The organism is Streptomyces aquilus (assembly GCF_003955715.1).
GTDB classification, from domain to species: Bacteria; Actinomycetota; Actinomycetes; order Streptomycetales; family Streptomycetaceae; genus Streptomyces; species Streptomyces aquilus.
This window is the reverse complement of sequence record NZ_CP034463.1, coordinates 5,473,699-5,496,534: the sequence shown is the minus strand read 5'-3', so window position 1 is coordinate 5,496,534 and position 22,836 is coordinate 5,473,699. Positions and strand designations below refer to the sequence as shown.

Genomic DNA, 22,836 nt, shown 5'->3' with positions numbered 1-22,836 from the left:
CAGGTCAAGCCGGGTGCCCGTTCCGTGACCGTACGCGAAAGAAGCGTCGCGGAAGCGTTACAGGGGCCGTACGGCCGGTACACAGAATTTGCACGACAGCGCGTGCTACCGCTTTGATGGCCGGTCCGTCTCGGACCGGTCCCCGGGGTCTTCCCGGACCGGAGGCTTGCGCGGAGGCTGTAGCGTGGCCGACGGAGACCGTAACAACACCGCGCGCACCGCGGGCAGAAACGACGGCGAGGACCGATGGCACAGCAGCAGCGCGCTCAGGGCCCGTCCGACCCCGAGGCGACTGGCGGCGGAATGTCAGATGCGCCGGAGCTGTGGGGTAACGGCGGACTGGTCGGCGACGGCCGATATCGACTGACACACAGACTCGGCCGCGGCGGCATGGCCGAGGTGTTCGCCGCCGAGGACGTACGGCTGGGCCGCACCGTCGCGGTCAAGCTGCTGCGCGCCGACCTCGCCGAGGACCCGGTCTCCAAGGCCCGCTTCACGCGCGAGGCCCAGTCGGTCGCCGGTCTCAACCACCACGCGATCGTCGCCGTGTACGACTCCGGCGAGGACCATGTGAACGGCCAGTCCGTTCCGTACATCGTCATGGAGATCGTCGAGGGGCGGACGATCCGCGATCTGCTGATCAACGCCGAGGCGCCGGGCCCGGAGCAGGCCCTGATCATCGTCTCCGGTGTCCTGGAGGCGCTGGCCTACTCGCACCAGCACGGCATCGTGCACCGCGACATCAAGCCGGCCAACGTCATCATCACCCACAACGGCGCCGTCAAGGTGATGGACTTCGGCATCGCCCGCGCCCTGCACGGCGCGCAGTCGACGATGACGCAGACCGGCATGGTCATGGGCACGCCCCAGTACCTGTCGCCGGAACAGGCCCTCGGCAAGGCCGTCGACCACCGCTCCGACCTGTACGCGACGGGCTGTCTGCTCTACGAACTCCTGGCCCTGCGCCCGCCGTTCACGGGTGAGACTCCGCTGTCCGTCGTCTACCAGCACGTCCAGGACATCCCGACGCCGCCCTCCGAGGTCTCCGACGCCACGCCTCCGGAGCTCGACGGCCTGGTCATGCGCTCGCTCGCCAAGGAGCCGGACGACCGGTTCCAGACGGCCGAGGAGATGCGCGGGCTCGTCCAGTACGCGCTGCAGATGCTCTACGAGCAGGGCGGCCACACCGGCACCTGGAACACCGGGCCGGTCGCGATGCACGAGGGCCGGCACACCCCGGCCGCGGGTTTCGCGAACACCACGGTCATGGGGCACCCGGACGCCGGCGCCTCCGGTACCACCCAGATCCCGCAGCCGATCCTGCCCCACCAGGGCTACGGCGGCGGGGACGACGGCGGCTTCGAGGGGCACGGCAACCGGGGCAGCGGCCGCGGCAAGCTGTGGATCCTCGCCGTCCTCGCGGTGATCGCCATCGCGGCCGGCGTCGCACTGGCGCTGAACGGCGGCGGCGGGAACGGCGGCGGGGGCGGCACCACGCAGTCGCCGACCACCTCGCAGACCAAGGACGACGAGACGGCCAGCGAGTCGCCGAGCGACGAGCCGACGGACGAGCCCACCGAGGAGCAGACCGACGACGGCACGAGCAACGGCGGCACCTCCTGGACCCCGTCGTCGCAGCCCTCGTACACGCCCTCGCAGACGCCTTCGGAGACGGCGACGGAACCCACGGGCGAGCCGACGACCGAGGAGCCGACGGACGAGCCGACGGACACCGCCGAGCCGACCGACACGGCGGAGCCCACGGACACGAGCGGTGGCGACACGGGCAACCCCGACGGCACTTGAAGGCCGGGCCTGCCGACCGGGGGACTGTGACCTCGACGGGGGCCTGTGACCTCGGCAGGGGACCTGCGACCTGACCTCCACGCGCGCGTGCGGACCGGAAACGGACCGTACGCGCGCGTTCTGCTTCCCGAGCCCCGTGGCCCCCGTGCCCCGTGCCCCGTGGTCCTCATCCCGCGAACGCGTCGCACACCGTCTCGTACTCCCGCGTCCACCACACCGCCAGCGCCGACGCGGCCGGGAACTGGGGGTCCGCGCGGGTGTCGCCGCGCTCGTAGTGCCAGCGCAGCATCCAGAAGTCGTTGAGCCGCTCCCACCACACCCGGTGCACGGCCGCCGCCAGCTCCGAGGGCGTGGCCCCGGCCGCGCGCCGGTACGCGCGCGCGTACGCCCGCACCTTCGGCAGGTCGAGCGCCCCCGCGGGCCGTACGAAGAAGATCGCGGCGGCGCGTACGGCCTCCTCCGCGCGGGGCTGCACGCCGAGCCGGTCCCAGTCGACGATCGCGGCGGGGGCGTCCCCCTGGTAGAGCAGGTTGAACGGGTGGAAGTCGCCGTGCACCCAGCCCACGCGGGCCCCGTTCGGCGGCCGCCGGTGCGCGTGCTGCTCCAGCAGGGCGCGGCGCTCCAGGAGGCGGTGGCGGGCCAGCTCGTCGAAGGAGTCGGCGGGGCGGTGGCGGCGCACGCGCGTGAGGAGCTCGTCGATGAGGGCGAAGGTGGCGGTGGGGTCGGCGCTGCGGACGGGGTGGGGGCTCGTGGCGGGGCGGGTGCGCCCCTTGGGCGGCATGACCCGCTCCAGGGCGGCGTGCACGGCCCCCAGCAGCGCCCCGAGCCGTGCGCACTGCTCCGGGGTGAGCTGCCCACCGTGGCGGTGCCTGCCCTCGATCCAGGGGTGCAGGGCGTAGGCGTGGCCGCCGACGACCGCGACCGTACGGCCGTCGCGGCCGGCCAGCGGAGGGGCCACGGGGACGCCGAGGTCGGCCAGGCGCTGGGTGGCGCGGTGCCGGCGCTCGATGGCGGCCGGGTCGGCGGTGTCGGGGTCGAAGTGGTGCTTGAGGAAGTAGCGGCCGCGGGTCGTGCGGAGCCGGTAGCCGCGGTTCAGCAGCCCTTGTTCGACGGGTTCGCAGGCGACGGCGGAGCCGGCGGCGTACTGGCTCAACAGGGCGCTCAGCGGGGGCGCGTGGGGCATGAGGGGTGGTACACAAGGGCGCGGCACGCGCCAGATGCTAGGGCACGCGACGGGGCCGTGAGCTGGGCGTTGTCACAGACAGTCGCATTCGATCACGGCAGGTGTGCGAAGTGACTTTCCAGGGCGCCGTCGGTGGAGTGCACCGTCCCGAACTGCGGCTCGACGCGCAGATAGACGGGTTCGTACGGCTCGCCGTCGACGACGCGGGGCCCGGGGCCGAACCGTTCGAGTTCGGCGGGCGTCGGCTCGTGCCGCGTGCACGCGCCGACCACCTGCACCGACCAGAGCCCCTCGCCCGGCCGGGCCGAACTCAGGTTGTCCGCGCCGTAGGCGACGACATGGCCGACGCATGCCCGGTGGTAGCCGACGTTCCCCGGCAGCCGCAGCAGGACCCGGCCGTCGGCCACGATGTGCCGGGCGAAGGCGAGGAAGGGCAGCGCGCGCATGCTGGTGGCCACCCGGCCGTAGTCGGTGCGGGCGAGCAGGTCGACGGCGAGCTGATCGTCAGAGAGCTGATCGTCGGAGAGCTGTTCGTCGGAGAGCTGTTCGTCGGAGGGCATGTAACCAATGTCGGACCTCGGCGCCCCGGAGGGCAGAGGTCTTTGGTCCTCAATGCCGCTGCCGCTCCGCCTGCATGCGCGCCACGTACGCCGCCGCCTGCGAGCGTCGCTCCATCCCGAGCTTGGACAGCAGACTTGACACGTAATTCTTGATCGTCTTCTCGGCCAGGTGCAGCCGCTCACCGATCACCCTGTTGGTGAGCCCCTCCCCGATCAGATCGAGGATCTTGCGTTCCTGGTCGGTGAGGTGCGCGAGCCGGTCGTCGCCCTTGGCAGTGCCGCCGTCCCGCAGCCGCTCCAGCACGCGCGCGGTGGCCACCGGGTCGAGCAGGGACTTGCCGGCCGCGACGTCCCGTACCGCCGACAGCAGCTCGTTGCCACGGATGGCCTTCAGGACGTATCCGGCGGCGCCCGCCATGATCGCGTCGAAGAGGGCCTCGTCGTCGGCGAAGGAGGTCAGCATGAGGCACTTGACATCCTCGTCCCGCGACCGGATCTCCCGGCAGACCTCCACGCCGCTGCCGTCCGGCAGCCGTACGTCGAGGACCGCGACGTCGGGCCGGGTGGCCGGGATCCGCACCAGCGCGTCGGCCGCCGTGCCGGCCTCGCCCACCACCTCGATGTCGTCCTCGACCGAGAGCAGCTCATGGACGCCCCGACGGACTACCTCATGGTCGTCGAGTAGAAATACGGTGATTTTTCCGTTCTCGCGCACGCGGCAAGTCAAACACAGAAAGTCTTCCGGTGACCTGGGTAGCCGGGATAACGTGCCGTTGCTCCGGCCTCCTGCAAGGCTGTGACCAGCGGCTGTTCCCGATTGCGCGACCTACTAGGAAATCCAAGCATCGGAATACTTGGAAATCCAAGCAAAATCGCAGGTCAGGAGGGGTTTCACAGAATTGTGCAGCACTGGGTAACGTGCCTTTTGCAGGGCGCTCGCCGGGGCACCTTGTCACGCCTGATCCCGACCGGTCCGCACCCACCCCGTGCGTCGGCAGGGCTCAGGTGAGCCGCACTGGCACCCGGCGAACCCGGATGCCGGACCGACGGAGGAGCACACGTGACCGTGGAGAGCACTGCCGCGCGCAAGCCGCGACGCAGCGCCGGGACGAAAAAGTCCCCGAGCACCGAGCCCGAGCTGGTTCAGCTGCTGACGCCCGAGGGCGAGCGCGTCAAGAACGCCGCATACGACAAGTACGTCGCCGGCATCACCCCCGATGAGCTGCGCGGTCTGTACCGCGACATGGTGCTCACCCGCCGTTTCGACGCCGAGGCCACCTCCCTGCAACGCCAGGGCGAGCTGGGGCTGTGGGCGTCGCTGCTCGGCCAGGAAGCCGCCCAGATCGGCTCGGGCCGGGCCACCCGCGAGGACGACTACGTCTTCCCGACCTACCGCGAGCACGGCGTCGCCTGGTGCCGCGGCGTCCCGCCGGAGAACCTGCTGGGCATGTTCCGCGGCGTGAACAACGGCGGCTGGGACCCCAACAGCAACAACTTCCAGCTCTACACGATCGTCATCGGCTCCCAGACGCTGCACGCCACCGGCTACGCGATGGGCATCACCAAGGACGGCGCGGACAGCGCGGTCATCGCCTACTTCGGCGACGGTGCCTCCAGCCAGGGCGACGTGGCCGAGTCGTTCACCTTCTCCGCGGTCTACAACGCGCCGGTGGTGTTCTTCTGCCAGAACAACCAGTGGGCGATCTCCGAGCCGACCGAGAAGCAGACCCGCGTCCCCCTCTACCAGCGCGCCCAGGGCTTCGGCTTCCCGGGCGTCCGCGTCGACGGCAACGACGTGCTGGCCTGCCTCGCGGTGACGAAGTGGGCGCTGGAGCGCGCCCGGGCCGGCGAGGGCCCCACCCTGGTCGAGGCGTTCACCTACCGGATGGGCGCCCACACCACCTCCGACGACCCGACCCGCTACCGCGGTGACGAGGAGCGCCAGTCCTGGGAGGCCAAGGACCCGATCCTGCGCCTTCGCCGGTACCTGGAGGCCTCAAACCACGCGGACGAGGGATTTTTCGCGGAACTCGAGGCCGAGAGCGAGGCGTTGGGCAGGCGAGTGCGCGAAGCGGTCCGCGCCATGCCGGACCCGGACCACTTCGCCCTCTTCGAGCACGCGTATGCGGACGGCCATGCGCTGGTCGACGAGGAGCGAGCCCAGTTCGCCGCCTACCAGGCGTCGTTCGCCGACGAGGGGGATCACTGACATGGCAGAGAAGATGGCTCTCGCCAAGGCGATCAACGAATCGCTGCGCCGTGCTCTCGAATCCGACCCCAAGGTGCTGGTCATGGGCGAGGACGTCGGCAAGCTCGGCGGCGTCTTCCGCGTGACGGACGGCCTCCAGAAGGACTTCGGCGAAAGCCGCGTCATCGACACCCCGCTCGCGGAGTCCGGCATCGTCGGCACCGCGATCGGCCTCGCCCTGCGCGGCTACCGCCCGGTGGTGGAGATCCAGTTCGACGGCTTCGTCTTCCCGGCCTACGACCAGATCGTCACCCAGCTCGCGAAGATGCACGCCCGCTCGCTGGGCAAGGTCAAGCTCCCCGTCGTCATCCGCATCCCCTACGGCGGCGGCATCGGCGCGGTCGAGCACCACTCGGAGTCGCCCGAGGCGCTCTTCGCGCACGTGGCGGGCCTGAAGATCGTCTCGCCCTCCAACCCCTCCGACGCGTACTGGATGATGCAGCAGGCCATCCAGAGCGACGACCCGGTGATCTTCTTCGAGCCCAAGCGCCGCTACTGGGACAAGGGCGAGGTCAACACCGAGGCCATCCCGGGCCCGCTGCACAAGGCCCAGGTGGTCCGTGCGGGCACCGACCTGACCCTGGTGGCCTACGGCCCGATGGTGAAGACCTGCCTGGAGGTCGCGGACGCCGCGGCCGAGGAGGGCCGCTCGCTGGAGATCCTGGACCTGCGCTCGGTGTCCCCGCTGGACTTCGACGCGATCCAGGCCTCGGTCGAGAAGACCCGCCGCCTGGTCGTGGTCCACGAGGCGCCGGTGTTCTTCGGCTCGGGCGCCGAGATCGCCGCCCGCATCACGGAGCGCTGCTTCTACCACCTGGAGGCCCCGGTGCTCAGGGTCGGCGGCTACCACGCCCCGTACCCGCCGGCCCGCCTGGAGGAGGAGTACCTGCCGGGCCTGGACCGGGTGCTCGACGCCGTCGACCGTGCCCTGGCGTACTGAGGAGAGGGTCGTGACGACGATGACGGAAGCGTCCGTACGCGAGTTCAAGATGCCCGACGTGGGCGAGGGCCTCACCGAGGCCGAGATCCTCAAGTGGTACGTGCAGCCCGGTGACCAGGTCACCGACGGCCAGGTGGTGTGCGAGGTCGAGACCGCCAAGGCGGCCGTCGAACTGCCCATCCCCTACGACGGTGTCGTGCGGGCACTCCACTTCCCCGAGGGCACCACGGTCGACGTGGGCACGTCGATCATCGCCGTGGACGTGTCCGGCGGGGCGGGCGCCGCCGAGGCACCGGCACCCGCGGCCGCACCCGCAGCCGAGACCACCGCCCAGCCCGCCGCCGAGACCGAGAAGAAGCCCGAGGGCCGCCAGCCCGTCCTCGTCGGCTACGGCGTCGCCGCGTCCTCGACCAAGCGCCGCCCCCGCAAGGGCCCGCAGATCCCGGTCCAGGAGGCCTCGACGGCGATCCAGACCGAGCTGAACGGCCACGGTCCCGCCGTACCGGCGGCGCCCGCCCCGCCGGCGGCCCAGGAACGCCCGCTGGCCAAGCCGCCGGTGCGCAAGCTGGCCAAGGACCTCGGCGTCGACCTGGCGACGGTCACCCCGACCGGCCCGGACGGCATCATCACGCGCGAGGACGTCCACGCGGCGGCGGCCCCGGCACCGGAGGTCGTCGCGGCACCGGCCCCCGCCCGGACGCCCGCCCCCGCGCCCGTGCCGACGTACGACACCGCGCGCGAGACCCGCGTCCCGGTCAAGGGCGTCCGCAAGGCGACGGCGACGGCCATGGTCGGCTCGGCGTTCACGGCGCCGCATGTCACGGAGTTCGTGACGGTCGACGTGACCCGGACCATGAAGCTGGTCGAGGAGCTCAAGCAGGACAAGGACATGCAGGGGCTGCGGGTCAACCCGCTGCTGCTCATCGCCAAGGCCCTGCTGGTCGCGATCAAGCGCAACCCCGAGGTCAACGCGTCCTGGGACGAGGCCAACCAGGAGATCGTGCTCAAGCACTATGTGAACCTGGGCATCGCCGCGGCCACCCCGCGCGGCCTGATCGTCCCGAACATCAAGGACGCGCACACCAAGACGCTGCCGCAACTGGCCGAGTCGCTCGGCGAGTTGGTGGCGACCGCGCGCGAGGGCAAGACCTCCCCGGCCGCGATGCAGGGCGGCACGGTCACGATCACCAACGTCGGCGTCTTCGGCGTCGACACCGGCACCCCCATCCTCAACCCCGGCGAGTCCGCGATCCTCGCGGTCGGTGCGATCAAGCTCCAGCCGTGGGTCCACAAGGGCAAGGTGAAGCCGCGTCAGGTCACCACGCTGGCGCTCAGCTTCGACCACCGCCTGGTGGACGGGGAGCTGGGCTCCAAGGTGCTCGCGGACGTGGCCGCGATCCTGGAGCAGCCCAAGCGGCTGATCACCTGGGCGTGAGACACGAGTGAGGGGCCGGCGTCCGCTGACGCCGGCCCCTTGTCGTTCTCGCGGGATCTACGGGATCTACGGGATCTACGGGATCTACGGGATCTACGGGATCTACGGGATCTACAGGTACGGTCCGCCGGAGCGCCCGCCCGGGTGCCCGTCCTCGCCGTCGTGGCCCACGCCCGGCGGCAGCGCCCGGCGCATCTGCTCCAACTGGGCCCGCGCGGCCATCTGCTGGGCGAACAGCGTGGTCTGGATGCCGTGGAAGAGGCCCTCCAGCCAGCCGACCAACTGGGCCTGCGCGATCCGCAGTTCGGCGTCGCTCGGGGTCGCCCCTTCCGTGAAGGGCAGGGAGAGCCGTTCCAGCTCCTCGACCAGTTCCGGCGCCAGACCGTCCTCCAGCTCCTTGACCGAGCTGCGGTGGATCTCCTTCAGCCGGACCCGGCTGGCCTCGTCCAGAGGAGCCGCGCGCACCTCCTCCAGCAGCTGCTTGATCATGCTGCCGATCCGCATGACCTTGGCGGGCTGCTCCACCATGTCCGTCACCGGAAGCTCGCGGGAGTCCTCGTCCCCGGTGCCGCCGAGCGCCATCCCGTCCTGGCCCACGACCAGGATCTGCGGCTGCTCGGACGACCGTTCGTTCCTCGGCATCTCCATGCCGCCATTCTCTCGCACCCGTACACCTCATCACTGGGGTGCCCCCGGTGGAGGGTGATCCACCGTTTACGGGTCGCAGGATTCCGTCAGCCACCGGGTCCGATGGCGCGGCCGGTTCGGCCCGGCGGCGGTACCCGGAATGCCGGAATCGCGGGGTGGTGTGACGCTGGTGCTGTGACGGGATGGCTGCGCACAGTGCGCACGACGGGACTGCTGGTCGCCCTCGCGGCGGGCGCGGCGATGCTGCCGTACGACGTGATGGCGGCGCCCGCCGGGCCGACGCCGGGCGGGCACCCGTCCGTCGTGGCGAGCTCAACGGAACGCCCCACAGAACGTCCCGCCGATGGTGCCGCTACCCCCGTACCCGACGCCCCCCGGAAAACCGCCTCACCGCGGCCCTCCGCCGCACCGCCGCGCCATAGGCAGCCGGTCGTCCCGCGCACCGGGCCGTCCCGGGCCGGGAGCAGCGCGGGCGAGGGGCGGGAGCGTCCGGGGCGGCACGAGGACGCCGGGGCCGCGGAGACAGCGGAGAGTGCCGACGCCGGTGCGGATGAGGACGGTGAGCTTCAGGACTCCGGGGCGCCGGACGAGGGCGGCGTGACGGACGAAGGGGCCGGCCAGCCGACCGGCGGTGCCGCCACCGCCGTACCGGAGGCCTCGCGGCAGCCGGCCGGGCAGGCCGTCGGCCGGGAAGGGCCGAGCACCGAGCCCGTCCTGCGCATCCTGCCGCTCGGCAGCGGACTGGTGCTGATCGGGCTCGGCCTGGGACTCGCCCTGCTCGGGGTGCGGCTGCGCCGCGGCTGACGACCGGGCTACTCCACGACCAGCAGGACCTTCCCCACGTGCCCGCTCTCCTCCACCACCCGGTGGGCCGCCGCCGCGTCGCTGATCGGGAGTTCGCGGTCGACGACCGGGCGGATGTGACCGCCTTCGAGCAGGGGCCAGACATGTTCGCGTACGGCCGCCACGATCGCCGTCTTCTCGCTGAGCGGGCGGGCGCGCAGGGTGGTCGCGCTGATGGCCGCGCGCTTGCCGAGCAGCGCGCCGATGTTCAGCTCGCCCTTGGTGCCGCCCTGGAGGCCGATGATCGCGAGGCGGCCGTTGACCGCGAGCGCCCGGACGTTGCGGTCCAGGTACTTCGCGCCCATGTTGTCGAGGATGACGTCGGCCCCCGCGCCGTCCGTGGCCGCCTTGAGCTCGGCCACGAAGTCCTGCTCCTTGTAGTTGATCAGGATGTCGGCGCCGAGCCGCGCGCAGTGGTCCAGCTTCTCCTTCGTGCCCGCCGTGACGGCGACCTTGGCGCCCACGGCCTTCGCGAGCTGGATGGCCATCGTGCCGATGCCGCTGGAGCCGCCGTGCACGAGCAGGGTCTCCCCGGGGCGCAGGTGGGCGATCATGAACACGTTCGACCAGACCGTGCAGGCCACCTCCGGCAGCGCGGCGGCGTGCTTCAGGTCGACCCCCTTGGGCACGGGCAGCAGCTGGCCCGCCGGGACGACGACCTTCTCGGCGTAGCCGCCGCCGGAGAGCAGCCCGCACACCTCGTCGCCGACGGCCCAGCCGGACACCCCGGTGCCGAGCTCGGCGATCCGGCCGGAGCACTCCAGACCGGGGTAGGGGGAGGCGCCGGGCGGCGGGTCGTAGAAGCCCTGCCGTTGCACGATGTCGGCCCGGTTGACGGCGCTGGCCACCACCTCGACCAGCACCTCGCCCTCGCCGGGCACCGGGTCGGGAACCTCGTCCCACGACAGCACCTCGGGCCCACCAGATTCGGGAATCGTGATCGCACGCATGGGGGCGACGCTACTCCTCGGTCTCCGGTCCCATGCCGCTCGGCCTTTTGACGGGGCCACCCGGAAGTCCCTGTGCGGCACCGATGAGTTTGCGCGACCGTAAAGGTCTCCCCATGCGTAGCCCAAGCACGCTCCAGCCCACAGCGCCTGTACGGCCCACAGCACGCGGAAGGACACCCCGCCATGAGCCCCACCCTCAGCCGGCACAGCTCCGGCCTGGCCATCGAGACCGCGGGACTGGTGAAGACGTTCGGTGAGACCCGGGCCGTCGACGGAGTCGACCTCGCCGTCCCGGCCGGCACGGTCTACGGCGTCCTCGGTCCGAACGGCGCCGGCAAGACGACCACCGTGAAGATGCTCGCCACCCTGCTCCGTCCCGACGGCGGCGAGGCCCATGTCTTCGGCCACGACGTGGTCCGCGAGGCCGACGAGGTGCGCGCCCGGGTGAGCCTCACCGGCCAGTACGCCTCGGTCGACGAGGACCTCACCGGCCTGGAGAACCTGGTCCTGCTCGGCCGCCTCCTCGGCCACCACAAGAAGGCCGCCCGGGTGCGGGCCGGGCAGCTGCTGGAGGCCTTCGGGCTGACGGACGCGGCCGCGAAGCAGGTCAAGCACTACTCGGGCGGCATGCGGCGCCGGATCGACATCGCCGCCTCCATCCTCAACACCCCCGACCTGCTGTTCCTCGACGAGCCGACGACCGGTCTCGACCCGCGCAGCCGCAACCAGGTGTGGGACATCGTGCGCGCGGTCGTCGCCCAGGGCACCACCGTGCTGCTGACCACGCAGTACCTGGACGAGGCCGACCAGCTGGCGTCCCGGATCGCCGTCATCGACCGCGGCCGGGTGATCGCCGAGGGCAGCAAGGGCGAGCTGAAGGCGTCCGTCGGCGCCGGGTCCGTGCATCTGCGGCTGCGCGACCCGGGGCAGCGGCCGGAGGCGGAGCGGGTGCTGAGGCTCGCGCTCGACACCGACGTACAGCCGGAGCCGGACCCCGTGGCGCTCACGGCGCGGCTGTCCGGGGCGGGCGACTCCGCGGCCGAGCAGGCCTCCCGCGCGCTCGCCGAACTCGCCCGTACCGGCATCACCGTCGACAACTTCTCGCTGGGCCAGCCCAGCCTGGACGAGGTCTTCCTCGCCCTCACCGGCCACGACACCCACGAAACCCCCGACGCGAAGGAAGAGGCGGCGGCATGAGCACCGCGACCACCACCGAGGCCAAGGACCTCGCCCCCGTCAGCGCCGAGTCGCTGGCCGCCCTGCTGGTCGCCGGGGAGCGGCCGCCGCGCCCCAGCGCGCTCTCGGCCTCCCTCACCTTCGGCTGGCGGGCGATCCTCAAGATCAAGCACGTCCCCGAGCAGCTCTTCGACGTGACCGCGTTCCCGATCATGATGGTGCTGATGTACACGTACCTGTTCGGGGGCGCCCTGGCCGGCTCCCCGAAGGAGTACATCCAGTTCCTGCTGCCGGGCATCCTGGTGATGTCGGTCGTGATGATCACGATGTACACGGGCGTCTCCGTGAACACCGACATCGAGAAGGGTGTCTTCGACCGGTTCCGTTCGCTGCCGATCTGGCGGCCGTCGACGATGGTCGGCTATCTGCTGGGCGACGCCCTGCGCTACACGATCGCGTCGGTCGTGATGCTCGTCGTCGGCATGATCATCGGCTACCGCCCGGACGGCGGCGTCGGCGGTGTCCTCGCGGGGATCGCGCTGCTGGTCGCGTTCTCGTTCGCGTTCTCGTGGATCTGGACCATGTTCGGGCTGCTGCTGCGCACCGAGAAGTCGGTGATGGGCGTCAGCATGATGGTGATCTTCCCGCTGACCTTCTTGTCCAACGTGTTCGTCGACCCGAAGACCATGCCGGGCTGGCTCCAGGCCTTCGTCAACAACAGCCCGATCACGCATCTGTCCTCGGCCGTACGAGGGCTGATGGCGGGCGACTGGCCCGCCGACGAGATCGCCTGGTCGCTGGGGTGGGCGGGCCTGTTCGTCGCCGTCTTCGGCCCGGTCACCATGCGGCTCTACAACCGCAAGTGATCACTCCTGTACGAGGGGTCGGACGTCGGGTGCGATCTGCGAACCCGGCGTCGCCCGCACGATCGTGATCAGCCGGTCGGTCAGCTCCAGCGTCCCGACGGCCGGATCGTCGTAGCCGAGCACCCGATGACCTCGTACGACACTCACCACCAGGTCGTCGGTCTCCCGCGGCCTGCGGCCCACCTCGGCCTTTATGACCGGCCGTTCGATGATGTCGAGCCCGCTGCCCTGCTGGATGAGGTCCTCCATCACCATGCCGGCGGCCGGGCTCAGCACGGACAGCCCGAGCAGCCGTCCGGCCGCGCTCGCGCTCGTGATGACGGCGTCCGCGCCGGACTGCTTGAGCAGGGGCGCGTTCTCCTCCTCCCGCACCGCGGCCACGATCTTGGCGCCCTTGTTGAGCTGCCGGGCGGTGAGCGTGACGAGGACGGCGGTGTCGTCCCGCTGTGTCGCGATGATGATCTTCCGGGCCCTGTGCACCTCGGCCCGCTTCAGCACCTCGCTGCGCGTCGCGTCCCCTATGACCCCCGCGTACCCCTCGGCGGTCGCGGCGTCGATCACCTTGGAGCTGGGGTCGACCACGACCACCTGCTCTTTCTTCAGCCCCGTCGCACAGACGGTCTGGATCGCCGACCGGCCCTTGGTCCCGAAGCCGACGACGACGGTGTGGTCACGCAAGGTGGACCTCCAGCGGTTGAGCCGCCATTCCTCCCGGGTGCGTTCGGTGAGGACTTCGAGCGTGGTGCCGACCAGGATGATCAGGAACAGCACGCGCAGGGGCGTGATGACGAAGATGTTGGTGAGCCGGGCCGCGTCACTGACCGGGGTGATGTCGCCGTATCCGGTGGTGGAGAGGGTGACGGTCGCGTAGTACCAGGCGTCGAGGAAGTCGACGGAGCCGTCGGAGTTGTCGTTGTAGCCGTCGTGGTCGAACCAGACGAGCAGCGCGGTCACCGACAGCACCAGCAGCGCCATCAGAACCCGCTTGGCGACCTGCCGGAACGGGTGCTCCACCACTTTGCGCGGCAGCTTCACCCGGTGGGTCACGAGATGTTCGTCCGCCTGGCGGGCGATCGCGTCATGGCCCGGAAGTTTCACGTGAAACACACCCCGATTCCGGCGGACGCCCAGGGCAGGTCGTGGAGTTCCAGCTCCTGACCCGCACGGGCACCGCCGGGCGGTACGACGGCCAGGGCGTCGGCCGCCGCGATGCCGCGCAGCATGGCCGGGCCGTTGTAGTGCAGCGGGACGGCGCTGTCACCGCGCAGGACGACGGGAATGAGCCGGGTGTCGTACGGATGGCCGTGGACCTCGTCCCGCAGGGGCAGCACGTACGGCTCCGGGGCGGGGTGCGCGGCAAGGGTCCGCAACAGCGGCTCGGCGAGCGTGAGCAGCCCGGAGACGGCGGCGAGGGGGTTGCCGGGCAGGCCGACGAGGTGCTGGTTCTCCTTGATGCGGGCCAGCAGCATCGGGTGCCCGGGGCGCACCTTGACGCCGTTGACCAGGAGTTCGGCGCCGATCCGCTGGAGCGTGGGGTGGACGTGGTCGACGGGGCCGGCGGCGGTGCCGCCCGTGGTGACGACGAGGTCGGCGTCGGAGGCGGTGATCGCCTTGCGCAGGGCCTCGGCGTCGTCGCCGAGCCGGCGTACGGCGATGACCTCGGCGCCGAGTGCGCGCAGCCAGGGCGGCAGCATCGGGCCGAGCGCGTCCCGGATCAGGCCCTCACGCGGGAGGCCCTCGGTGAGCAACTCGTCGCCCAGGACGAGGACTTCGGCGCGGGGGCGGGGGACCACGGTGAGGGTGTCGTACCCGGCGGCCGCGGCGAGCCCGAGGACGGCCGGGGTCACGAGGGTGCCGACGGGCAGGAGTTGGTCGCCGTTGCGGCACTCCTGGCCGCGCGGGCGGATGTCCTGGCCGTGCTTGGTCTCGCGGAGGGCGTGCAGCCGGCCCTGGGTGTCGGTACGGCCGTGCTCGCTGCGCAGGACCGCGGTGGTGTCCGGGGGGATGCGGGCGCCGGTGGCGATCCGGACGGCCTCGCCGTCGCTGAGCGGCTGCGGCTCGGCGTGCCCGGCCAGCACGCCCTCGTCCCGCACGTCCCACGGGCCCGGCCCGGCGACCGCCCAGCCGTCCATCGCGGAGGTGTCGAAGGAGGGGAGGTCGGTGAGGGCGGTGAGGGGGGCGGCCAGGGTGAGGCCGAGGGCGGCGTCGAGGGGGACGGGGGCGGGGGCACGGCGGCCGGCCGGGGTGCCGGAACGGGCGGCTCGCGCGGCTCGGGCCGCGATGTCCCGGGCCTGGGGCCAGGGGGTGGCGCGGTGGTGGGCGTCGGACTTGAGGGAGGCCGCGCTCTGCGCCGGGCCGGGGGGCTGGGGTACTTGCTCGCCCGAGGCACGGTCCGAGGTACGGCCGGTGTCGCGGGCACGGCCGGTGTCGCGGGTACGGCCTGTGTCGCGGCGGTCGTTCACGAGGGCGAGCACCTCCTCGACGTCCAGGTCCTCGGCGTCGGCCTGCGCGCCGGTCGGGGTGGAGCGGGCGGTCATCCGGCGTCCGTACCGGGCTGGGCGCCGGAGGTGTCGCCCGGCTTGGGGTCGGAGGCGTCCTCGTCGGGCCAGGCGAGGGCGAGGGCGGTGGCCTTGCGGGCGGCCTCGGCGACCGCCTCGGGGCCGCCCCCGGCCTGCGCGGCCGCGTAGCCGACGAGGAACGTGGTCAGCGGCGCCCCGGGCCTGGCCACGTTGTGGGCGGCGTCGCGGGCGAGGTCGAGCAGGACGCCGGTGTCGACGTCGAGTTCGATGCCCAGCTCGTCCTTGACTGCGGAGATCCATTCATCCAGCACGGGTCCATGCTCCCTGATACGTGCCCTGGCGGCGGCGATGTCGTCCCAGGTGTCGCAGTCGAAGGAGGCGACGGGGTCCGGGACACGGGTGAGGTGGAGTCCGGCGGTGAGCCGGCGCAGCGGCAGCCCGGTGAGGCCGTCGTGCGCTGTGGTGAGCGTGGTGAGCTCACGGCGCAGTGCGGAGGCGCGGTAGGCGGCGACGAGGGGTTGGTCGCGGCCGTCGGCGTCGGTGAGCAGCGCTCCGTCGGTGCCGGCCGCGCGCAGGGCGGTCAGCAGCCGGCGGACGGTGCCCGCGGTGAGGAAGGGCAGGTCGGCGGAGAGTACGACGACGTCCCGCGCGGTGGTGGGGCGCAGTCCGGCGCCGAGCGCGGCGAGCGGACCGCCGCCGGGCGGGTCCTCGCGGGCCCAGGTCACGGGCCGGGCGGTGGGCCGGGGGTCGGCGACCACGACGGTGGTACGGGCGTCGGCGCAGGCGGCCAGCACCCGCTCCAGCAGCGCCCGCCCGCCCACGCGCACGCCGGGCTTGTCCGCGCCACCGAGCCGCCGGGCGGCTCCCCCGGCGAGCACGACGGCGTCGTACGCCAGGTCGGCACCGGGGGCCGCGAGGTCCGCACCGGCGGCGCCCGCGGGCTCGTACGAGGTCACCCTCCGAGTATGCGGGCCGCCGCGATCACAGGGAACGCGTGGGGGGGCGCCGCAATCACAGAGCGCGCGTAGGGTCCGCGATCGCAGAGCGCGCGTGGGCTCCGCGATCGCAGGGTGCGGGTGAGGGGCCCCACAAGCGCAGGGTGCGGGTGGGTGCCTCCGCAATCGCAGGGTGCGGGGTGGCCGCGCCCTGCGATCACGGCGTGCGCGGCAGCACTGACCTCATCGCAAGGCCCGCGGCGCCACCACTCGGCCGGCAGAGGGTGCGCGGCGGGGCCGCGACCCTCACCAGCGCCCGGTTGCACCGCGGTGTTCACAGCGTGCGCAGCAGCACCGCGGCCCTCACAACGTGCGCAGCAGCACCGCCGGTTGTTCGACGCAGTCCGCCACGTACCGCAGGAAGCCGCCCGCCGTGCCGCCGTCGCAGACGCGGTGGTCGAAGGTGAGCGACAGCTGGACGACCTGCCGGACCGCCAGCTCGCCCTCATGCACCCACGGCTTGGGGACGATGCGGCCGACGCCGAGCATCGCGGCCTCGGGGTGGTTGATGATCGGCGTGGAGCCGTCGACGCCGAAGACGCCGTAGTTGTTCAACGTGAAGGTCCCGCCGGTGAGTTCGCCGGGGGTGAGGGTGCCGGTGCGGGCCGCCTCGGTCAGCCGGGCGAACTCCGCGGTCAGCGACTCCGCGTCCCGCGCGTGGGCGTCCCGGACGACCGGCACAACGAGCCCGCGCTCGGTCTGCGCCGCGAAGCCGATGTGGACCTGGTCGAGCTGGACGACCTCCCTCGCCGCCATGTCGACGGTGGAGTTGAGCTCAGGGTAGCGGGCCAGGGCCGCCGTGCAGATGCGGGCCAGCAGGGCGAGCAGGGAGATCTTCGGTCCCCCGGCGGCGTTCATCGCCGCACGCGCACGCATGAGTTCGGTCGCGTCGGCGTCGACCCAGCAGGTGGCGTCGGGGATCTCGCGCCGACTGCGGGAGAGCTTGTCGGCGACGGCACCCCGGATGCCCTTGAGGGGGGTGCGGATGCCTCCGGCGACGGGACCGGTGGAGGCGGTCGGGGTGGGCGTCGGTTCCGGAGCGGGCGTGACGGCCGGCGTGGTCGCCGGCCGGGGAGCGACGCCGTGGGACGTGGCCGCCGACTGGGCGGCGGGGCGCCCCTGGGCCGTGGCCGCCCGCAGCGCGTACTCCACGTCCGCCCGAAGGATCAGCCCCTCGGGGCCGGAGCCGGTCAACTCCCTCAGATCCAGGCCGTTCTCGCGGGCGAGGCGGCGCACGAGGGGCGAGATGACCGGCACGGGCCCTTCCGGCACCTCGCGCGCGGCAGGCACTTCACGCGTGGCGGGCACCTCACGCGCGGCAGGCACCTCGTCCGCGGCAGGGGCCTTGGGCGCGCCCGTGCCGTTCGCCGCGCCCCCGGCCGGTGGCTGCGCCGGACGCACCCTTCTGCGCCGTGCCGGTGCCTCCGAAGTGCCGTATCCCACCAGCACGTTCCCGGAGCCCTCGGTCTTCGCGCCCGTGTCCTCGGCGGGAGCGGCGTCGGCGGGCGCCCCCACCGCGACGGTGATCAGCGGCGCGCCCACGGGCAGTTCCGTGCCCTCCTCGCCGAAGCGGGCCGTGACGACACCGCCGTAGGGGCAGGGCACGTCGACCAGCGCCTTGGCGGTCTCGACCTCGACGACCGGCTGGTCGACGGCGACGACGTCACCGACCTCCACCAGCCAGCGGACGATCTCCGCCTCGGTGAGTCCCTCCCCGAGGTCGGGGAGCTTGAACTCCAGCACCTGTGCCATCAGCTCTCGGCCTCCCACTGAAGACGCCCCACGGCGTCCAGGATCCGGTCCACGCCGGGCAGGTGGTGACGCTCCAGCATCGGCGGCGGGTAGGGGATGTCGAACCCGGCCACGCGCAGGACCGGTGCCTCCAGATGATGGAAGCAGCGCTCCGTGACACGGGCCGCGATCTCCCCGCCCGGGCCGCCGAACCCGCCCGACTCGTGTACGACGACCGCGCGTCCGGTCCGCCGTACCGAGGCGCAGACCGTCTCGTCGTCGAACGGCACCAGGGAGCGCAGGTCGACGACTTCGAGGTCCCACCCCTCGGCCCGGGCCGCCTCGGCGGCTTCGAGGCAGACGGGTACGGACGGCCCGTACGTGATGAGCGTGGCGCTCCGGCCCGAGCGCCGCACCACCGCGCGGCCTATCGGTTCAACGCTCTGCGGCTCGTCGGGGTTCCAGGAGTCCTTCGACCAGTACAGGCGCTTGGGTTCGAGGAAGACGACCGGGTCGTCGGAGGCGATCGCGGCCCGCAGCAGGCCGTAGGCGTCGGCGACGGTGGCGGGAGTGACGACATGGAGTCCCGGGGTCGCCAGGTAGTACGCCTCGGAGGAGTCGCTGTGGTGCTCGACGCCGCCGATGCCGCCGCCGTAGGGGACGCGGACGGTGATCGGGAGCGGCATGGTGCCGCGCGTGCGGTTGCGCATGCGGGCCACATGGCTGATCAGCTGCTCGAACGCCGGGTAGGCGAAGGCGTCGAACTGCATCTCCACGACCGGGCGCAGCCCGTACATCGCCATGCCCACGGCGGTGCCGAGGATGCCGGCCTCGGCGAGCGGGGTGTCGGTGACGCGGTCCTCGCCGAACTCCTTGGCGAGGCCGTCGGTGACGCGGAAGACGCCGCCGAGGGTGCCGACGTCCTCGCCCATGACGTGGACGGTGGGGTCGGCGGCCATCGCGTCGCGCATCGCGCGCGTGAGGGCCTGCGCCATGGTGGCGGGCTTCACCGCGACGGTGGTCATGGAGTCTCCCCCTCGGCTTCCAGCTCGGCCTGCAACTGGGCGCGCTGCTCCAGCAGTTGCGGGGTGGGTTCGGCGTAGACGTGGGCGAACAGGTCCATGGGGTCGAGGACCGGGTCCTGGTTCATGCGCTCGCGCAGGTCGGCGGCCATGGTCTCGGCGGCATCGCGGGCGGCCTGGATGCCGGCGTCGTCGAGGAGTCCGCGCGTGGTGAGTTCGTGTTCGAGGAGCTTGATCGGGTCGTGGTCGCGCCAGGCGTCGACCTCGGCGTCGCCGCGGTAGCGGGTCGCGTCGTCGGCGTTGGTGTGGGCCTCCACGCGGTACGTGATGGCCTCGACGAGGGTGGGGCCGCCGCCCGCGCGCGCGTGCCGCACGGCGTCGGCGAGGACCTCGTGCACGGCCGCCGCGTCGTTGCCGTCCACCAGCCGGCCGGGCATGCCGTAGCCGACGGCCTTGTGGGCCAGCGACGGGGCCGCGGTCTGCTTGGCGAGCGGAACGGAGATGGCGAAGCCGTTGTTCTGGACGAGGAAGACGACCGGCGCCTGCCAGACGGCGGCGAAGTTCAGGGCCTCGTGGAAGTCGCCCTCGCTGGTGCCGCCGTCGCCGACCATGGCGAGCGCGACCACGTCGTCGCCCTTGAGGCGGGCGGCGTGGGCGAGGCCCACGGCGTGCGGGAGCTGGGTGGCCAGCGGGGTGCACAGGGGGGCGATCCGGTGCTCGTGCGGGTCGTAGCCGGTGTGCCAGTCGCCGCGCAGCAGCGTCAGTGCCTCGACGGGGTCGAGGCCCCGGGCGACGGCGGCGAGGGTGTCGCGGTAGCTGGGGAAGAGCCAGTCACGGTCCTGGAGGACCAGTGCGGCGGCGACCTCGCAGGCCTCCTGGCCGGTGCTGGAGGGGTAGACGGCGAGGCGGCCCTGCTTGGTGAGGGCGGTCGCCTGCGCGTTGTACCGACGGCCGCGCACCAGTTCGGCGTAGAGGCGGCGCAGCAGGCCGGGGTCGGCCTTGGCGGCGGCCTCGGTGCCGAGGACGCGGTACGGCTCCGCGTCCGGCAGCAGCGGCGCGGGGTCGGTGCGGGGCTGCCAGGCGGGCGGCGGCGATGGCCGGTACGCGCCCCGCTGCTCCATGACCGTCATGACGGCACCTCCTCGTGGGAGCGGCTTCAGACGCGTCACGGCTTGTGATGCGCCTCACCTACCGATTGTTCGGTCGTCGGCACATTTTGGCTACAGGCACCCTCAGGCTGTGGACAAACGGTTCTCCACAGCCTGCAATGAACGCAGTACGTCCATGGTAGGGAGGCGGGGGGACATGGCACCTGAACAAATGGCCGAAGGACCGGAGGGCGGCGTCCCGCTGCCACCCCCGCGTCCTCTCGACGCCATCGATCAGGACATCCTCCAGATGCTCCAGGTCGACGGCCGCGCCTCGATAAGGTCCGTCGCCGAGCGCGTCCACGTCTCCCGCGCCAACGCCTACGCGCGGATCAACCGCCTCATCGAGGACGGCGTCATCCGCGGCTTCGGGGCCCGCGTCGACCACGAACGGGCAGGCCAGGGCACCTCGGCGTACATCACCCTGAAGATCGTCCAGAACACCTGGCGCACGGTCCGCGAACAACTCCGCCAGCTCCCCGGCGCCTCCCACATCGCCCTGGTCGGCGGCGACTTCGACGTCCTGCTGCTGGTGCACACGCCGGACAACAGATCCCTGCGCGAGCTGGTCCTCACCCGCCTCCAGGCCATCCCGGAGGTACTGAGCACGCGCACGCTCCTGGTCTTCGAGGAGGAGGACCTGGAGCCGCAGGGCTGAGCGTCAGCCGGACCTGCGCAGTCCCCCGAACACCAGCTGCGCCACCGCGTCCGCCACCTCGCGCTCGTTCATCCCGCGCCCGTCCGGCCGGTACCACTCCACGATGGAGTTGATCATCCCGAAGACGAGCCGGGTCGCGAGGCGTACCTCCACGTCGCCGCGTACGTCCCCCTCGGCGGCCGCGGCCTTCAGCAGTTCGGCGACGCGGTGGTCGAAGTCGCGGCGGCGTTCCAGGGCCCAGCGCTCGGTGCCGGTGTTGCCGCGGACGCGCAGCAGCAGGGTGACGTAGGGGAGTTCGGCGATGAGGACCTCGACCATGCGCCGGACCACGTACTCCAGGCGCTCGGCGGCGTGCCCCACGCGCGCGTGCTCCTCGTCGAGGATGCCGAACAGGCCGTCCAGCGCACGGCTGACGGCCCGCCGCAGCAGCTCCTCCTTGCCCGCCACGTGGTGGTAGATCGAGGACTTGGAGATCCCGGCGGCCTTGGAGAGGTGCTCCATGGAGGTGCCGTCGTAGCCGCGCTCGTTGAAGACCTGCACGGCGACGGACAGCAGCGTCTCGGGGGTGTACGTGTCCCGCTTGGCGGTGGTCATGACGTACTGCCCTCCCTCTTGTCGGTGGCGTACGCGTGGCGGTACAGCGCGAGGGACGGGGCGTACCGCCCGGAGGGGTCGCGCAGGTGCAGGTCGTCGAGGAGCGCGTAGGCCCAGTTGCGGCCCAGCCGGCGGCTCCATTCGAAGGGGCCCAGGGGGTAGTTGACCCCGAGCCGCATCGCCGTGTCGATGTCCTCCTCCGTGGCCACGCCCTTGGCCACGGCGTCGTGCGCGAGGTCGACGATCCGGGCGACCGTGCGGGCGACGATCATGCCGGGGACGTCGCCGATGACGCTGACGTCCTTGCCGAGCGCCTGGAAGAGGCCGATGGCCTCGGCGAGGGTCTGCGGGGCGGTGTCCTGGGAGGCGGACAGGGCGATGCGGGTGGCGCGGCGGTAGTCGAGGGCGAGGTCGAAATAGACCACGTCCCGGAACTCCACCGACGTCTGCCCGTCCGCGAGCGCCAGCTGGCCGCCGCTCGGCAGCACCAGCCGCGTGCCGTGGTCCTCCTCGTCCTCGCGGACCTGGATGCCCGCCTCGCGGATCAGGGCGAGCAGCTCGGACGCGGGGCCCAGGTCGCCCTCGGCGGTGACGTGGGCGGGCGGCTGGGAGGGTTCCGCGGTGTGCGGCTCGGCGGGCTCGGCGTCGGGGCCGTGGTCGTACCAGCCGTGTCCGCTCTTGCGGCCGAGGCGGCCCGACTCGACCAGGCGGCGCTGGGCGAGCGAGGGCGTGAAGCGGACGTCCCGGAAGAAGGACTCCCAGACCGAGTGCGTGACGGACTCGTTGACGTCCTGCCCGATGAGGTCCGTCAGCTCGAACGCGCCCATCTTGAAGCCGCCGGACTCGCGCAGGACCGCGTCGATGGTGGCGGGGTCGGCGCCCTGGGCCTCGTAGACCGCGAACGCCTCGGCGTAGAAGGGCCGGGCGATGCGGTTGACGATGAAGCCGGGGGTGTCGGCGCAGGCGACCGGCGTCTTGCCCCACGCGCGTGCCGTCTCGTACGCGCGCGTGGCCGAGGTGACGTCGGTGGCGAACCCGGAGACGACCTCGACGAGCGGCAGCAGCGGGGCCGGGTTGAAGAAGTGCAGGCCCACCAGGCGGCCGGGGTTGCGCAGGGCGCCGCCGATCGCGGTGACCGACAGGGACGAGGTGTTGGTGGCGAGCAGACAGTCCTCGCCGACCACGTCCTCCAGCTCCCGGAACAGCTCCTGCTTGACGTCCAGCCGCTCCAGGACGGCCTCGACCACCAGGGAGCAGTCGGCGAGGTCGGCGAGCGTGCCGGCGGCCGTCAGACGCGCGCGTGCCGTGTCCCGGTCGGCGCCGGTGAGGCGGTCCTTCTCGACGAGCCGGTCGAGGCGGGCGCCGATCGCGTCGGCCGCGTCCTGGGCACGCCCGGGGGCGGTGTCGTACAGCCGTACGGGGTGGCCGGCGACCAACGCGACCTGGGCGATGCCCTGGCCCATGGTGCCGGCGCCGACGACGGCCACGGGGCTGCTGAGGTCGAGTGCTGTCAT

21 protein-coding genes are annotated in these 22,836 nt (G+C 72.2%); 8 read left to right on the top strand and 13 right to left on the bottom strand.

The window, feature by feature from the left end; translation table 11 throughout:
- Nucleotides 1–246: 246 nt before the first annotated feature.
- Entirely contained in the window at nt 247–1,806 is a 1,560-nt protein-coding gene (locus EJC51_RS25185; RefSeq protein ID WP_126273151.1) for a protein kinase domain-containing protein, read from the top strand.
- A 166-nt stretch (nt 1,807–1,972) separates the two neighbouring features.
- Here EJC51_RS25185 and EJC51_RS25180 read toward each other — a convergent pair whose 3' ends face one another.
- From EJC51_RS25180 to EJC51_RS25170, 3 genes are all read right to left on the bottom strand, one after another.
- Nucleotides 1,973–2,989, bottom strand: a complete 1,017-nt coding sequence (locus tag EJC51_RS25180; protein WP_208870740.1) for a phosphotransferase — start codon at nt 2,987–2,989, stop codon at nt 1,973–1,975.
- 92 nt (nt 2,990–3,081) lie between these two features.
- A complete protein-coding gene (locus tag EJC51_RS25175) occupies nt 3,082–3,549 on the bottom strand; it encodes a pyridoxamine 5'-phosphate oxidase family protein (RefSeq protein WP_126273150.1) in 468 nt (155 codons plus the stop codon).
- Nucleotides 3,550–3,598: 49 nt separating this feature from the next.
- Complete coding sequence (locus tag EJC51_RS25170) at nt 3,599–4,264, bottom strand: response regulator (RefSeq protein ID WP_126273149.1); 666 nt, start codon at nt 4,262–4,264, stop codon at nt 3,599–3,601.
- 345 nt (nt 4,265–4,609) lie between these two features.
- On the opposite strand from EJC51_RS25170, the gene pdhA (EJC51_RS25165) reads away from it, so the two are divergent.
- From pdhA (EJC51_RS25165) to EJC51_RS25155, 3 genes are read left to right on the top strand one after another with little or no spacing between them, the layout of a single operon-like run.
- The gene (pdhA, locus tag EJC51_RS25165) at nt 4,610–5,758 is read left to right on the top strand and encodes a pyruvate dehydrogenase (acetyl-transferring) E1 component subunit alpha (RefSeq protein WP_126273148.1); all 1,149 of its coding nucleotides are present in this window, start codon (nt 4,610–4,612) and stop codon (nt 5,756–5,758) included.
- A gap of 1 nt (nt 5,759) precedes the next feature.
- Nucleotides 5,760–6,737: an alpha-ketoacid dehydrogenase subunit beta gene (locus EJC51_RS25160; RefSeq protein ID WP_126273147.1), complete on the top strand. Its 978-nt coding sequence runs from the start codon at nt 5,760–5,762 to the stop codon at nt 6,735–6,737.
- A gap of 10 nt (nt 6,738–6,747) precedes the next feature.
- Nucleotides 6,748–8,172 carry a dihydrolipoamide acetyltransferase family protein gene (locus EJC51_RS25155; RefSeq protein WP_126273146.1) on the top strand — a complete coding sequence of 475 codons (1,425 nt, stop codon included), beginning with the start codon at nt 6,748–6,750 and terminating at the stop codon, nt 8,170–8,172.
- A gap of 111 nt (nt 8,173–8,283) precedes the next feature.
- Here EJC51_RS25155 and EJC51_RS25150 read toward each other — a convergent pair whose 3' ends face one another.
- Entirely contained in the window at nt 8,284–8,820 is a 537-nt protein-coding gene (locus EJC51_RS25150; RefSeq protein WP_126273145.1) for a bacterial proteasome activator family protein, read from the bottom strand.
- A 174-nt stretch (nt 8,821–8,994) separates the two neighbouring features.
- Between EJC51_RS25150 and EJC51_RS25145 the strand changes: the two genes are divergently transcribed.
- The gene (locus EJC51_RS25145; protein WP_126273144.1) at nt 8,995–9,624 is read left to right on the top strand and encodes a hypothetical protein; all 630 of its coding nucleotides are present in this window, start codon (nt 8,995–8,997) and stop codon (nt 9,622–9,624) included.
- An 8-nt stretch (nt 9,625–9,632) separates the two neighbouring features.
- On the opposite strand, the gene EJC51_RS25140 is transcribed toward EJC51_RS25145, so the two are convergent.
- Entirely contained in the window at nt 9,633–10,613 is a 981-nt protein-coding gene (locus EJC51_RS25140; protein WP_126273143.1) for an NAD(P)H-quinone oxidoreductase, read from the bottom strand.
- Between the two features lie 183 nt (nt 10,614–10,796).
- Between EJC51_RS25140 and EJC51_RS25135 the strand changes: the two genes are divergently transcribed.
- A complete protein-coding gene (locus EJC51_RS25135) occupies nt 10,797–11,810 on the top strand; it encodes an ATP-binding cassette domain-containing protein (RefSeq protein WP_126273142.1) in 1,014 nt (337 codons plus the stop codon).
- The gene (locus EJC51_RS25130; RefSeq protein ID WP_126273141.1) at nt 11,807–12,655 is read left to right on the top strand and encodes an ABC transporter permease; all 849 of its coding nucleotides are present in this window, start codon (nt 11,807–11,809) and stop codon (nt 12,653–12,655) included. The genes EJC51_RS25135 and EJC51_RS25130 overlap by 4 nt, the downstream gene beginning before the upstream one ends.
- Here EJC51_RS25130 and EJC51_RS25125 read toward each other — a convergent pair whose 3' ends face one another.
- From EJC51_RS25125 to pdhA (EJC51_RS25100), 6 genes are all read right to left on the bottom strand, one after another.
- Complete coding sequence (locus EJC51_RS25125; protein WP_126273140.1) at nt 12,656–13,762, bottom strand: potassium channel family protein; 1,107 nt, start codon at nt 13,760–13,762, stop codon at nt 12,656–12,658.
- Nucleotides 13,750–15,192, bottom strand: a complete 1,443-nt coding sequence (locus EJC51_RS25120; protein WP_126273139.1) for a molybdopterin molybdotransferase MoeA — start codon at nt 15,190–15,192, stop codon at nt 13,750–13,752. The genes EJC51_RS25125 and EJC51_RS25120 overlap by 13 nt, the downstream gene beginning before the upstream one ends.
- Nucleotides 15,189–16,130, bottom strand: coding sequence for an NTP transferase domain-containing protein (locus tag EJC51_RS25115; protein WP_126273138.1), 942 nt, complete (start codon nt 16,128–16,130; stop codon nt 15,189–15,191). The genes EJC51_RS25120 and EJC51_RS25115 overlap by 4 nt, the downstream gene beginning before the upstream one ends.
- 342 nt (nt 16,131–16,472) lie before the next feature.
- Complete coding sequence (locus EJC51_RS25110) at nt 16,473–17,921, bottom strand: dihydrolipoamide acetyltransferase family protein (RefSeq protein ID WP_126273137.1); 1,449 nt, start codon at nt 17,919–17,921, stop codon at nt 16,473–16,475.
- Nucleotides 17,921–18,925: an alpha-ketoacid dehydrogenase subunit beta gene (locus EJC51_RS25105; protein WP_126273136.1), complete on the bottom strand. Its 1,005-nt coding sequence runs from the start codon at nt 18,923–18,925 to the stop codon at nt 17,921–17,923. The genes EJC51_RS25110 and EJC51_RS25105 overlap by 1 nt, the downstream gene beginning before the upstream one ends.
- Entirely contained in the window at nt 18,922–20,052 is a 1,131-nt protein-coding gene (gene pdhA / locus EJC51_RS25100; protein WP_126273135.1) for a pyruvate dehydrogenase (acetyl-transferring) E1 component subunit alpha, read from the bottom strand. The genes EJC51_RS25105 and pdhA (EJC51_RS25100) overlap by 4 nt, the downstream gene beginning before the upstream one ends.
- A 190-nt stretch (nt 20,053–20,242) precedes the next feature.
- Here pdhA (EJC51_RS25100) and EJC51_RS25095 point away from each other — a divergent pair, with 190 nt between their 5' ends.
- Entirely contained in the window at nt 20,243–20,728 is a 486-nt protein-coding gene (locus tag EJC51_RS25095) for an Lrp/AsnC family transcriptional regulator (RefSeq protein WP_059194319.1), read from the top strand.
- Between the two features lie 3 nt (nt 20,729–20,731).
- On the opposite strand, the gene EJC51_RS25090 is transcribed toward EJC51_RS25095, so the two are convergent.
- Both EJC51_RS25090 and EJC51_RS25085 read right to left on the bottom strand, forming a co-directional pair.
- Nucleotides 20,732–21,322 carry a TetR/AcrR family transcriptional regulator gene (locus EJC51_RS25090; protein WP_126273134.1) on the bottom strand — a complete coding sequence of 197 codons (591 nt, stop codon included), beginning with the start codon at nt 21,320–21,322 and terminating at the stop codon, nt 20,732–20,734.
- Nucleotides 21,319–22,836, bottom strand: a complete 1,518-nt coding sequence (locus EJC51_RS25085) for a 3-hydroxyacyl-CoA dehydrogenase (RefSeq protein ID WP_126273133.1) — start codon at nt 22,834–22,836, stop codon at nt 21,319–21,321. The genes EJC51_RS25090 and EJC51_RS25085 overlap by 4 nt, the downstream gene beginning before the upstream one ends.